12 protein-coding genes are annotated in these 12,227 nt (G+C 57.6%); 2 read left to right on the forward strand and 10 right to left on the reverse strand.

Going from position 1 to position 12,227, the window contains the following annotated elements:
• Window positions 1-57: 57 nt before the first annotated feature.
• From AC3IP0_RS08905 to puuE, 8 genes are all read right to left on the reverse strand, one after another.
• Window positions 58-843: an outer membrane protein OmpK gene (locus AC3IP0_RS08905; RefSeq protein WP_489327180.1), complete on the reverse strand. Its 786-nt coding sequence runs from the start codon at window positions 841-843 to the stop codon at window positions 58-60.
• A 375-nt stretch (window positions 844-1,218) separates the two neighbouring features.
• Entirely contained in the window at window positions 1,219-2,004 is a 786-nt protein-coding gene (locus AC3IP0_RS08910; RefSeq protein WP_489327181.1) for an outer membrane protein OmpK, read from the reverse strand.
• Between the two features lie 87 nt (window positions 2,005-2,091).
• Window positions 2,092-3,450, reverse strand: coding sequence for a nucleobase:cation symporter-2 family protein (locus AC3IP0_RS08915; protein ID WP_489327182.1), 1,359 nt, complete (start codon window positions 3,448-3,450; stop codon window positions 2,092-2,094).
• Between the two features lie 165 nt (window positions 3,451-3,615).
• A complete protein-coding gene (locus AC3IP0_RS08920) occupies window positions 3,616-4,920 on the reverse strand; it encodes a urate hydroxylase PuuD (RefSeq protein WP_489327184.1) in 1,305 nt (434 codons plus the stop codon).
• Between the two features lie 50 nt (window positions 4,921-4,970).
• Window positions 4,971-5,474 (reverse strand): ureidoglycolate lyase, encoded by a 504-nt coding sequence (locus AC3IP0_RS08925; RefSeq protein WP_085723223.1) that lies wholly within the window; start codon window positions 5,472-5,474, stop codon window positions 4,971-4,973.
• Window positions 5,475-5,608: 134 nt separating this feature from the next.
• Window positions 5,609-6,604, reverse strand: a complete 996-nt coding sequence (alc, locus tag AC3IP0_RS08930; protein WP_489327186.1) for an allantoicase — start codon at window positions 6,602-6,604, stop codon at window positions 5,609-5,611.
• 90 nt (window positions 6,605-6,694) lie between these two features.
• On the reverse strand, window positions 6,695-7,210 hold the full coding sequence (gene uraD / locus AC3IP0_RS08935) for a 2-oxo-4-hydroxy-4-carboxy-5-ureidoimidazoline decarboxylase (protein ID WP_489327187.1): 516 nt from the start codon (window positions 7,208-7,210) through the stop codon (window positions 6,695-6,697).
• Window positions 7,207-8,133, reverse strand: coding sequence for an allantoinase PuuE (gene puuE, locus AC3IP0_RS08940; RefSeq protein ID WP_489327188.1), 927 nt, complete (start codon window positions 8,131-8,133; stop codon window positions 7,207-7,209). The genes uraD and puuE overlap by 4 nt, the downstream gene beginning before the upstream one ends.
• 166 nt (window positions 8,134-8,299) lie before the next feature.
• Here puuE and AC3IP0_RS08945 point away from each other — a divergent pair, with 166 nt between their 5' ends.
• Window positions 8,300-8,515, forward strand: a complete 216-nt coding sequence (locus AC3IP0_RS08945; protein WP_489318962.1) for a hypothetical protein — start codon at window positions 8,300-8,302, stop codon at window positions 8,513-8,515.
• A gap of 52 nt (window positions 8,516-8,567) precedes the next feature.
• Window positions 8,568-8,921: a hydroxyisourate hydrolase gene (uraH, locus tag AC3IP0_RS08950; RefSeq protein WP_007974925.1), complete on the forward strand. Its 354-nt coding sequence runs from the start codon at window positions 8,568-8,570 to the stop codon at window positions 8,919-8,921.
• Window positions 8,922-9,156: 235 nt separating this feature from the next.
• On the opposite strand, the gene AC3IP0_RS08955 is transcribed toward uraH, so the two are convergent.
• Window positions 9,157-10,092, reverse strand: coding sequence for a hypothetical protein (locus AC3IP0_RS08955; protein WP_489318963.1), 936 nt, complete (start codon window positions 10,090-10,092; stop codon window positions 9,157-9,159).
• A gap of 204 nt (window positions 10,093-10,296) precedes the next feature.
• Window positions 10,297-12,213: a hypothetical protein gene (locus AC3IP0_RS08960; protein ID WP_489318964.1), complete on the reverse strand. Its 1,917-nt coding sequence runs from the start codon at window positions 12,211-12,213 to the stop codon at window positions 10,297-10,299.
• Window positions 12,214-12,227 lie beyond the last annotated feature (14 nt).

Consider the following 12,227-nt stretch of genomic DNA (forward strand, 5'->3'; position numbering starts at 1 on the left):
AGCCTGACACCCCGTGGCGCTCTCTAGTCCATCGCGAGCAAGCTCGCTCCTACATGATCAGAAGTGAACCTTGACCAGGAAGCTGGTCACGCTCTGATCGGTCTTGAAGCCCTGGCTGTCTTCGATACCGTACTTGTTTTTCCAGTAGTCATACTCGACACCCACGTACAGCTGCTTGGCACCCAGATTCAACGCCTTGCCCAGGTCGTATTTGACCTGCGGGTTGAAGTGCAGGTTGGCGTGGTACTCGCCTTTGCTGTTGACGTCGTTGTCGACCACCCAGTCCATGAAACCGTCGATCAGCACGTCCGAGTCACCCACCGGAATGGTGTAGGACCAGACCGGCGTGACCTGCCAGATGTTGTCGCCCGGGCGGTCGCCTTCGGTGTGGCGGTTGTAGAAGTTCAGCTGGAAGTAATCGAAGCCCGGGATGGCCAGGTCGAAACCAGGGCCGATCAGGTAGGACTCGGTATCGTCTTCACCGAACTCGTAGGTCATGGCCAGCAGCACGTCCTTGATCGGGCCGAACTCGAACTTCTGGTCGAAGATCTTGTTGAAAGACAGGCGTGGGCTGAGTTCGCCGTAGTGGGTGTTCTCGCCCGCGAAGTGGTCTTCCTTGCCGTTGTAGAAGATTTTGTCGATGAAGAAGAAGTTGTCGCCGTACTTCCAGCCATCGGCGTGTTCGAAGGTCACCGTCTGCTGGATGCGCGGGTTGACCTGGAAGTCCTTGCCATAGAGGTAGGTCAGGCTGTTGTTCTGCCACTGCAGCAAATCGCCGGCCATGGCCTGGCCCCCGGCCAGCATCGATCCCGCCAGCATCAGGCTAGTGCACGTACGTTTCATTCGGTTGCTCCCAAAAAGTAGGTGGTTCCACGTTATTTTTTTAAGGTCGGCGCTCTGGTGTGGCGCCTTTCTGTAGCGGTAAAAAATCATCCATTCGGTCAGCTTTAATGCTGTTAGCAATAGCTGGGCCAAGGCTTTCAGAAAGCAAAAAAACTCCCGTTCGGCGGCTCAAGAGCGGTCGATTGAGAGGGGTTTTTGAGTGCCTTGGTGCCTGCCAGAGCCGGGATAAGTTGGCTTTCTGGTCAGGTTTTACATCCGGGCTTTTTTTTAAACCGGATTCGGGCGGCCGCGGAGAATACTGACTCCTCGGCCAGGTCTCAAGTGCTCCGCAACGGCGCACCGACGACAGGTGTGGGGCACGGTTGCGGAGCAGCATTAGAAGTGCACCTTTACCAGCAGGCTGGCGGTGTTTTCATTGGTGTTGAAACGGGAGCTGTCCTGGACGCCGTATTTGTCTTTCCAGTAGCTGTATTCGGTGCCGACATATACCTGTTTCTCGCGCCAGCCCAGGGCTTTGCCCAGGTCGTATTTGATCTGCGGGTTGAAGTGCAGGTTGGCGTGATAGGTGCCGCGGGCGTTCTGGTCGTTATCCACCACCCAGTCGATGTAGCCGTCGATCAACAGGTTCGAGTTGCCCAGTGGCAGGGTGTAGGACCAGGCCGGGCTGATTTGCCAGACATCATCGCCAGGGCGCGAGACTTCGGTCTGGCGGTAATAGAAGTTCAAGGTGAAAAAGTTGAAGCCCGGTACCGCGAGGTCGAAACCGGGACCGATCAGGTAGGCCTCGGTGTCGTCTTCGCCGTTCTCGTAGGTCGTGGCCAGCAGCACGTCCTTGATCGGGCCGAATTCGAAACGGCGGTCGAGGATCTTGCCGAAGGAGAGGCGCGGGCTGAACTCGCCGTAATAGGCGTGAACGCCTTTGTTTCGGTCTTTCTCGCCGTTGTAGTAGGTGCTGTCGATGAACAGGAAGTTGTCGCCGTACTTCCAGCGGTCGGCGTGTTCGAAGGTTATCGTCTGCTGGATCGCCGGGTTGATCGCGAAGTTCTTGCCGTACAGGTAGCTCAGGCTGTTGGTCTGCCACAGCAGTAGATCGCCGGCCATGGCTTGACTCGCGGCCAGCAGGCCAGCACTCAACAACACGTTGGTTTGTGTCCGAATCATCTGTTGCTCCCTCTTGTTTTTATTTTTGAGGCGCAGGTTGTGGCCAGGGGGCTGGCCACAGGCAGGCCCCCTTGGTTGTCCGTCAGATCAATGGGTGTGAGCGTGGCAGTCGTTGATGGCCGCGCGTTCGGCGCCACCAAGGATGTTGAACAGCAGGTTCAGCGTCAGCGCGCTGAGGGTGGCCATGGCGATGCCGCTGTGGGTGATCGGGCTCATCCACACGGGCAGGTGGGCGAAAAACTCCGGGCGTACGACCGGGATCAGACCCATGCCGATGCTCACCGCCACCAGCAACTGGTTGCGACGGTCACCGATGTCGGCTTCCTGCAGGATTTTGATCCCGGTGGCGGCGACCATGCCGAACATCGCAATCGCTGCGCCGCCCAGTACTGCCGGAGGAATCGACGCCACCAAAAACGCGGCTTTGGGCAGCAGGCTCAGGACGATCAGCAACCCGCCGGCAACGATGGTCACCGAACGGCAGCGCACGCCGGTCATCTGCACCAGGCCGATGTTCTGGGCGAAGGAGGAGTGGGTGAAGGTGTTGAAGAAACCGGCGAAGAACGAGGCGCCGGCATCGCACAGCAAGCCGCGACGCAGCATCCGTGGGCAGACTTCCTGGCCGGTGATCTTGCCCAGCGCCAGAAACATCCCGGTGGACTCGACGAAAATGATCACCACCACCAGGCACATCGAGAGGATCGGCGCGAGTTCGAATTTCGGCATGCCGAAATGCAGCGGGGTGACGAATTGCAGCCATGGCGCTTGATCCATGCCGCTCAGGTCAACCATGCCGATCAGGCCGCAGAGCACGTAGCCCAGGCACATGCCGATCAGAACAGAGATGTTGACCCAGAAACCCCGCATGAAGCGATGCACCAACAGAATGGTGCCCAGCACCAGTGCGGCGATGGCCAGATAAATGGGGGATCCGAACTGAGCGGCACTCGCACCGCCACCGGCCCAATTCACGGCCACGGGGAACAGCGACAAACCGATCGAGGTGATGACCGTACCCGTCACCAGTGGCGGGAAGAAGCGCACGACCTTGGACATGAACGGGGCGATGAGCATGCCGAAGAATCCGGCGGCGATGGTCGCGCCGAAGATCCCTTGCAGGCCGATACCGGGCATGCCGGCCATGGCGACCATGCTGCCGACGGCGGCGAAACTGGCGCCCATCATCACCGGCATGCGAATGCCCATGGGGCCGATGCCGAGGGACTGGACGATGGTGGCGATGCCGGCCACCAGCAGGTCGGCGTTGATCAGAAAGGCGATGTCTTCACGACTCAGGCCAGCGGCCTGTCCGATGATCAGCGGTACCGCGATGGCACCACCGTACATCAGCAGAACATGTTGCAAACCGACCAGGATCAGTTGCAAGAGGGGCAAACGCTGAATGGCGGGTGCGTCGGGGATGCGCGCTTCGGATAGCTCGGACATGCAACACCTCGGATCTTTTTATTCTTGTGATTTACAGCTGCAATGCTGCTGGCAGCTGTATTCGAATCAGGTGGGCCGCTTTGCGGCCAATCGCAGGCAAGCCAGCCCCCACACAGACAGTGCAAAACCTGTGGGAGCGAGCTTGCCCGCGATGCTTTTTGTTGCTTAGTTTGTCTGGGCTCCCTGCACAATCCAGGCACCGATCAGGTCACGTTCCTGCTGGGTCATCTGCGTGATGTTGCCCAGTGGCATGATCTGGCTGGTGACGGCTTGCGCCTGAATCCGCGGTGCGTTCTGGCGGATTTGCTCTGGAGTGTCCAGCATCACACCGGCCGGGGCTGCGCTGAACAACGGGCTGGTTGGTTTGGCCGAGTGGCAGACCGCGCAACGTTCCTGAATCACACTGTGCACCTTGTCGAAACCCGGGCCGGCATTGGATGCCTGAGCCGCAGCGGCAGCAGGCGCTTCTGCAGGTTTGGCTTCAGCCGGTTTCAAACCACCGCCCACTGCTGTTTCCGGCAGCGGCTGGTATTCGATTTTCGCTGGAGCGTTGGCCACTTCAGGGGCACTGGACATCGGCTTCGGACCGGTCACATAAGCCAGGCAGATCATGCCCACCGCTGCCACCGGCAGGGTCCAGGCAAACTTGTGGCTGTCGTGACGGGTGTTGAAGTAGTGACGCACCAACACCGCCAGTACCGCGATCCCGGCCAGGATCAACCAGTTGTACTGGCTGCCGTAGGTGCTCGGGAAGTGGTTGCTGATCATGATGAACAGCACCGGCAAGGTGAAGTAGTTGTTGTGGCGCGAACGCAGCAGGCCTTTGGCCGGCAGCGCCGGGTCCGGCGTGCGGTTCTCGGCAATCGCCGCTACCAGAGCGCGCTGTGCCGGCATGATGATGCGGAACACGTTGCCGACCATGATGGTGCCGATGATCGCGCCGACGTGCAGGTACGCACCCCGACCGCTGAACACTTTGCTGAAGCCGTAGGCCGCGCCGATGATCAGGACGAACAGGATGAAACCGAGCAGGGCAGGGCGTTTGCCCAGGGCCGAGTCGCACAGGAAGGAGTAGACGAACCAACCGACGAACAGCGAGCCGAGGCCCAGCAATACGCCTTCGGGACCGCTCAGGCTGCTGCCAGGGGCCAACAGGTAAAGGGTCGGGTTGGAGTAGAACACCACGCACAGCAGCGCGATACCCGACATCCAGGTGAAGTAGGCTTCCCATTTGAACCAGTGCAGATTGTCCGGCATGGTCGGTGGAGCCAGTTTGTATTTTTCCAGGTGGTAGATACCGCCACCGTGGATTGCCCACAAATCGCCAGCCAGACCGCTTTTCGGGTTGACCCGGTTGAGGTTGTTTTCCAGCCATACGAAATAGAACGACGCACCGATCCAGGCCACGCCAGTAATCATGTGAACCCAGCGCACGCTCAGGTTCAACCATTCCAACAGATGTGCTTCCACAGTCTTTACCTCTCGCCTGTCACTCTGTTGTCGAGTGATCAGACCTTCTCTTATTGGTGGGGGGCGAGGATCAAACGCTCATCCTCTTTGAAAAAATGCTCATCGCAGTTATTGCCTGTGCCACTGCGATCAACCACCAGGAAGTCATCCCGCTTTTCGATCGTCAGCACCGGGTGGTGCCAGACGCCGCGATGGTAATTAATGCCCTGCCTGCCGTTGGTGACGAAGGCGCGGACCAAGCCTGATACAGGTTCATCGCCAAGTGGCGCGACCACGATCAGAAAGGGGTTGCCGAGCAGCGGAATGAAAGCCTGGCTGCCCAGCGGATGGCGCTCCAGCATGCTCACGGTCAGCGGCATGTCCTGCGCGTCGGCGCGGAAGATGCTGATGATCGCGTTGTCCTCTGGCGTAGCGGTTTCGACCACAGCCAGTTTATGGAAGCGCATGGTCGAACCGTTGTTGATCATGAAGTGATCGCTGCCGTCGGTTTCGATCACGTCACCGAAAGGGGCGAAGGCTTCTTTGGTCAGCGGTTCAATCGTTAATGTGCGCATGCTGTTCTTCTTTTCTTCAAATGTATGTTCGGTTTACCGCATTCCCTGTAGGAGCTGGCGAAGCCTGCGATCTTTTGACTTTGCTTTTTAAGATCAAAAGATCGCAGCCTGCGGCAGCTCCTACAGGCTCAGCATTACTTAGCGACCTTGCCCAGTACACGCAGGCGGCTCACACCTCCATCCGGGAACACGTTCAGGCGGATGTGAGTGATCGGGCCCAGTGCCTTGATCTGCTCGGCGAAGGTGTGTTCGGCGTGCATTTCCAGCTTCTGGCTTGGCAGCAGTTCGCGCCAGAACAGCGACTGGGTTTCGATCTGGCTGTCGGTACCGCCCTTCACGAAGGCGCCCTGGATCGAGCAGCTGTCCGGGTAGTTGCCCTTGAAGTGCAGGGTGTCGACGATGACTTTCTCGACTTCACCGGCATGGCCCAGCGCGACGATGACCCAGTCATTGCCCGGGGTACGACGACGCGCGGTTTCCCAGCCATCGCCCATGTTGATGCCGCGGCCCGGGTTGAGGATGTTGCTCATGCGACCGAAGTGTTCATCGGAGCAGGCGAGGGCGCGGCCACCGTTGAGGGCTGCGGCCAGGTCGACTTGCTCGTTGTCGCCGGTAGCCGACCAGTCACGGAACGGCACGCCGTACACGCGCAGACGGGCCACGCCACCATCCGGGTAGATGTTGAAGCGCAGGTGGCTGAAGGCCTGGTCGTTGTTGATTTCGTGGTAGTGGTGGCTGTTGCCTTGCAGCTCGACGGCGGACAGCACTTCAACCCACTGGGTGTTTTCGTTCGGCTCGCCTTCGGCCAGGAAGCAGGCTTCCAGGGATGCCGATGGCGGGAAGTTGCCGGTGAAGAATGAAGTGTCGATGTCGACGCCCTTGATCAAACCCGGTACGCCCAGGCGGATCACAGCGCTGTCGAAGCCTTCGAAGCGCTTGCGGCGCGATTCCCAGCCGTCCATCCACTTGCCGTTGTCATCGAACACGCCCTCCTTCCATACGGCCGGGGTCGGTTGGAACAGACGGTTGGCGTCTGCGAACCAGTCATCGGTGACCGAGATGATTTTGGTGCCCAGGCGGGCATCGGCCAGGTTGACGAACTTCTCGAAAGGTACGGCGTAAGCTTTCATTCTTCTTGTCTGCCTTTAAATAAGTGGCTTGGGATGCTTGCAAGGCCCGGAGTGAATTCGGCGTTCATGAATTCACATGGGCCAGGCTTGCTATAGGGTCAGTAATCGGAACAGGGCGATCTTGTTGATCTCCGCCAGCGCGCACTTGAACTCGGTATCGACCGGGTTGTGGATGCGCGTTTCGAACGCTGCGAGGATCTGATGCCGGTTGCTGCCTTTTACCGCCATGATGAAGGGAAACTTGAACTTGGCCTTGTAGGCGTCGTTCAGCTCGGTGAAGCGCTGGAACTCTTCGGCCGTGCATTGGTGAATACCGGCGCCAGCCTGTTCATGGGTGCTGGCTTCGGTTAGTTGGCCCTGGACGGCGGCTTTGCCGGCCAGGTCCGGGTGAGCGTTGATCAAAGCCAGCTGGCTTTGGTGATCAGCACTCAACAGGATGTCGCTCATGCGCTGGTGCAGGGTTTCGATCTGGTCGATCGAGGCATCCTGGCCCAGGTCGTAGGCCTTCTCGGCCACCCATGGCGAATGTTCGTAGATGTCGGCGAAAGCGGCGACGAAGGCGTCGCGGCTCAGGGCCGAAGGTTTGACGGTTTGAAAGGTGCTCATTTGGCAGCCCCTGTGTACGGGTGGGTTTCTTGCCAGTGACGCGCGATGTCGACGCGACGGCTGAACCACACCTGTTCATGACTTTTAGCGTATTCGATAAAGCGCTTGAGCGACGCCAGACGCGCCGGACGGCCGATCAGGCGGCAGTGCAGGCCGATCGACAGCATTTTCGGTGCATCGGCGCCTTCGGCGTAGAGCACATCGAACGCGTCTTTCAGGTATTCGAAGAAGTCGTCGCCCTTGTTGAAACCCTGGACCTGGGTGAAGCGCATGTCGTTGGTGTCCAGGGTGTACGGGATCACCAGGTGCGGCTTGCCGGTCGGATTGTTCGGTTCCCAGTAGGGCAGGTCGTCGTCGTAGGTGTCGCAGTCGTAGAGGAAACCACCTTCTTCCATCACCAGGCGACGGGTGTTCGGGCCGGTGCGGCCGGTGTACCAGCCCAGCGGGCGAATGCCTGTGATTTCGGTGAGGATGCGGATCGCTTCGAGCATGTGCTCGCGTTCCTGGGTTTCATCCATGTACTGGTAGTCGATCCAGCGATAGCCGTGGCTGCAGATCTCGTGGCCGGCATCGACCATGGCGCGGATCACGTCCGGGTGACGCTGGGCGGCCATGGCCACGGCGAAGATGGTCAGGGGAATGTCGAATTCCTTGAACAGCTTCAGGATCCGCCACACGCCGGCACGGCTGCCATACTCGTAAAGGGATTCCATGCTCATGTTGCGCGCGCCTTGAAGCGGCTGGGCAGAAACCATTTCCGAGAGGAACGCCTCGGACTCTTTGTCGCCGTGCAGGATGTTGCGCTCGCCGCCTTCTTCGTAATTGAGTACGAACGACAGGGCAATGCGGGCATTGCCCGGCCAGTGTGGGTGAGGAGGGTTACTGCCGTAACCGACCAGGTCGCGTGGGTAGTCAGCGCTCACTGCAGGCTTCCTTCTTATTCGATGATGACGGTTGGTGTGACGCAGCTGAAAATTGAATGGCAGGCTGGCGTCACAGCGATGGGCTGATTGTATACAACTTTATATTCACTTTGTAAGCCTGATTTTTCGCATTTTTCACCGACTGTCATCTTTTACTGCTATTGGCGTGAGCCTGCAAGAAATCTGCCTGACTGGTCAATTATTGCTTGAAGGGCTCATAGGTTGTGCGGTTCGGCGGGAAATCGGCGGCAAATATGCAGGTGGCGGGGGCAATCTGAAAAATGTCGTTTTTATTGTGTACAATTTTTTTGAAAAGTGTCTTAATCAGTCGCTCGCCGCAGCTTTTCGTGCTCCGAATCGGTGCGGTCTCCTTTTCAACTGACTTCGGGAGGCGCGAAGTCTGACTGCTCCACGCAGGCAGGCGCGCAGAATCAATGGGACGTTTGACTACACACGTTTTGGACGCAGCACACGGTTGCCCGGGCAGCTCGATCAAGGTCGAGTTGTACCGCGTTGAAGGATCGCACCTGGAATTGGTCGCCAGCGCGATAACCAACAGCGATGGCCGTGTCGATGCACCGCTGCTGCAAGGCGATGACTACCGCACCGGGGTCTATCAGGTTCAGTTTCATGCCGGCGATTACTACCGCGCCCGTGGCGTCAAGCTGCCGGAGCCGGCCTTCCTGGATGTGGTGGTGCTGCGTTTTGGCATCTCCGCCGAGCAGGATCACTACCATGTGCCATTGTTGATTTCGCCTTACAGCTACTCCACCTATCGCGGCAGCTGATCCCCCAGGCAGCAGCTGCACCCAGGAAGCGACTGCGCATATAGCTTCTTTGGTCTTTCGCCCGCTCACACTGCGGGCTTTTTTTCGTTCAGGTGTTGTGCCCTTTTCTTGAGTTGGTCATTTTGAGCTTATTGACTGACTTGCTCTTTTTCTTTTGATAAATGGCATGCGGGGCTGGGTGTCACCAACTTTCCCTAAAGCTGAAAAGAGTGTGTCGTTCCGACAAATCCAGTGTCTAGGACTCATTGGCAAGCAGGTTCTCGGCACGCGAATTGTCATCGGAAGAGGCGTGCTGGTTTTCTTCAGGGCGTGTGCGCTTGCTGGAGCTGGGGGTAGGCTCGCCTTCGGCGCTTGACTGCGAAGTAGCAGGTCGTTTCAGGGGGCGAGTCGTCAGGCGCCATTGCATCGTTCCGGGAATCTGCTCTACGAACGGGCCGGATGGCAGTAATTCGCTGACGGATGTCAGTTGATACTCGCCATCGGGGTGCCGGAAAACCATGGCAGTCCCTTCCGGTACATCCACGTAGCGTTTTTTCAGCTTGTCATAACGAATACCGGCACTGTCAGCAGCTGTAAGCATGCGGGAGGTATGTGGCGTAATGAAGGTAGGCAATTGAGGCGTTGGAGGGGTATTGACAGTCCGCGCTCCCATCTCGGGAACCGATTGTAACAACCAGTTGGGCGGGATGATTCGCCAAATCGGCTGTCCTTCGATCTTTACCAGAGTCGGACCCGGTAAATCGGGAGAGAATGGCAACGGTACCTGGTAACTATCATCGGCGGTATGCCGCACTTGGAAATGACCTTCTGCTCCCAAGTTGGCATAGAGTCTTCCGTCCGGGCTTTCGAACAGTCCGGTGTTATCCCCCATGGGTCGCAACTGGTCGAGCTGATCGGCGGGCCAGGTAATCATAAGCGTAGCGGCTTCGACATCCGTGGCTTCGGTATGCATGTTGCTCACTTCGATAGAAGGCAGTCGAACGGCATTGCTGGGAGTTTCCTGCAATGCATGCGCATCGGATGACGTTTCTCCAAAGTGCGCAGCCGGGTGACGGCGCCCGGTATGGGCGTGCTGGTTTGCGGCGGGGGCGGTCGGCGGCGATTGGCGTGTGCCTGGCGAAGGTGTTCCGGAGGAAGAGGATGTACCGGTTTTTTTTGGAGGTTTTGCCATTCTGATTTGCTCCGAAGAAGTGCTGATTCAACTGGGTGTCCCGTGGAAAGCCGCTTGTTTTTTTGGGCTTCCGGGAGCGGGATTTTGGTTGAATCGGCACATTCGGGTGCGGTACATATGTCTATGTACAGGGCGACAAATGATACAAATCGTTACCCCCGGAATAAGGCCTACGCAGTTTGTCCGCGAAGGCTTGTAGAGGAGTTAGCGCTCTCTAAGAATGAATACTGATTGTTCACCTGACTCAGTCCTGTGAACTCCGCCTATCAGCCACGTTACATTGTTTTGCACACTGGCCACCGTCAGTGCATCAAAGGCATCATCACCGATTCTGGAAGGCAGCAATGGGGAAGCCAGTTCATTGCCAGAATCATGGGTAACGACAAAGCTGTCGCCCTGCACTGTCCCGAGTTTTAGAAAGTACACGCAGGGATCTTCAGGACGTTTGAAGACAAGTGCGGGGCCTCGGTGCTCGTGCGTCAGGGGGAAGACCTCGTAATCACTGCGAATCAAAAGGGCGCCGACCAAGCGCTTGAGATTGTAGTCAGACGGGGTGTCGAGGTAGTGACTCCACTCCGTCGGAAAACGTTGAGGATCGAAATTGAGCCGTTGCAACGGTCCATTGGATTCGGGAAGCAGTGGGATCAACTTTTTGCCCGCGACCTCAATAGTGTCGACCACAGGCAGCATGTTTACTGGATGGACGAACGGTGGCGTTAACTTGATCGGTTTTTGTTGCCATTGGTTCAGAACCACTTTGAGTCTCAGTAGCCCGCTGGTTGTGGCGAACAGCGAGTTATCGGCAAGCTCGAACATTTTTTTTGCGACGGCCCGACAAGTAAGATCGGAAAGGGTGCTGAATGCGCCACGCACGGATTCGGACAACGGTTTGTCAAACCGCCTTATACCGGGGTTTACTTCAAACGGATCAACGCCTTTGCGGTAAGTGGCGACCGGTTGCAGCCACGGGGCTTCCAGTAACATGTGTTCAAACGCTTCGAAATTCGTCTTGGTAAAACCCGGGTTTAGCAGGAAAACGTAGTCCAATGTGGGCATCGCCTTCGTTGAACCTCTCGGCAATATCCTGTAATGAAGCCCACCCAACAAGACGGACTCTCCTGTCGAGGGTATGCTGATGTGACCCCATGGTAGCCACGAGTACTCGTGGAGTTCCTTCGCTGGCGTAGTTTGCGGAACAGGCAGGTTTTCGGAGTCTATTGGGTCCGAATCACCGTGCTCATCCAGTCGAGGACGTTTGGCCGGCCGAGAGCCAGACTCATCATGTGGGAGGCGGCTGCCAGGGGGGGCGATTGTGGTTGCAGTCACGGATTTTGGGCGCCATAACGTCGTTCCTTCAATCCGCTCCATTATCGGCCCGGACGGATCCCGCTCACTGAAGTCAGTTGCTTGATAGTCACCGTCAGCATTCTTTCGAACATGAGTTACGCCGTCTCTCTCCGTATCGACAAAGGCTCGGCCCAATTTGTCATAGCGGATTCCGTCTTCTTCACTGGCCTTTGCCAGTAAATTCGCAAGCCACTCGGGTATGGGTTTAATGGTTTGTAAACTCCTCCCGACATCGACCGTGGGCCGCACATCACCTGGCGTTTGGGGGGAGACCATCCAGCCCGGACGATCAATGCGCCAACGTGGCTGATCTACGATTTTTGCCAGAATCGGGCCGGGCTCGCCTGGGGCGAACGGCAGAGGGACCACGTATTCACCACGCGGGTTGCGCTCAACCATGAAACGACCTTCATCGCTGATTTCTGCGTATATCCTCCGATCCGGACTATAGAAAAGTCCTGTGTTTTCACCGAATGGGGTTAATTCGTCGTACTTGTCTCTTGGCCAACTGATTGCACGTCGGGCGGCCTCAACCGACGCGGCATCGGGATCTTTCATATCGGTTACTTCGACAGCCGGTCTCCAAGTCGCTTCATTGGGCCGTGAGGTCAATGGGGTCTTGCCGGTTGTGGCATCGATGCCTTGTTCAGGAGTGGGGCGGCCGAAATGGGGCCGGTTGTGAATGTCCGGGCTGTATTGATTTTCTGTTCGTGTCGATATGACGTGTGTGTCCGGGCTGTCAGGTGTTGGAATTTTTTTCGGTGGTTTAGCCATGGGTATTTACTCAA

The organism is Pseudomonas sp. GL_103, assembly GCF_057835175.1.

Coding starts and splice junctions, on each gene's coding strand:
- uraH (WP_007974925.1), top strand. CDS start 8,568: ATGGGACGTTTGACTACACACGTTTTGGACGCAGCACACGGTTGCCCG.
- AC3IP0_RS08925 (WP_085723223.1), bottom strand. CDS start 5,474: ATGCGCACATTAACGATTGAACCGCTGACCAAAGAAGCCTTCGCCCCT.
- AC3IP0_RS08915 (WP_489327182.1), bottom strand. CDS start 3,450: ATGTCCGAGCTATCCGAAGCGCGCATCCCCGACGCACCCGCCATTCAG.
- AC3IP0_RS08960 (WP_489318964.1), bottom strand. CDS start 12,213: ATGGCTAAACCACCGAAAAAAATTCCAACACCTGACAGCCCGGACACA.
- AC3IP0_RS08910 (WP_489327181.1), bottom strand. CDS start 2,004: ATGATTCGGACACAAACCAACGTGTTGTTGAGTGCTGGCCTGCTGGCC.
- alc (WP_489327186.1), bottom strand. CDS start 6,604: ATGAAAGCTTACGCCGTACCTTTCGAGAAGTTCGTCAACCTGGCCGAT.
- AC3IP0_RS08905 (WP_489327180.1), bottom strand. CDS start 843: ATGAAACGTACGTGCACTAGCCTGATGCTGGCGGGATCGATGCTGGCC.
- AC3IP0_RS08955 (WP_489318963.1), bottom strand. CDS start 10,092: ATGGCAAAACCTCCAAAAAAAACCGGTACATCCTCTTCCTCCGGAACA.
- uraD (WP_489327187.1), bottom strand. CDS start 7,210: ATGAGCACCTTTCAAACCGTCAAACCTTCGGCCCTGAGCCGCGACGCC.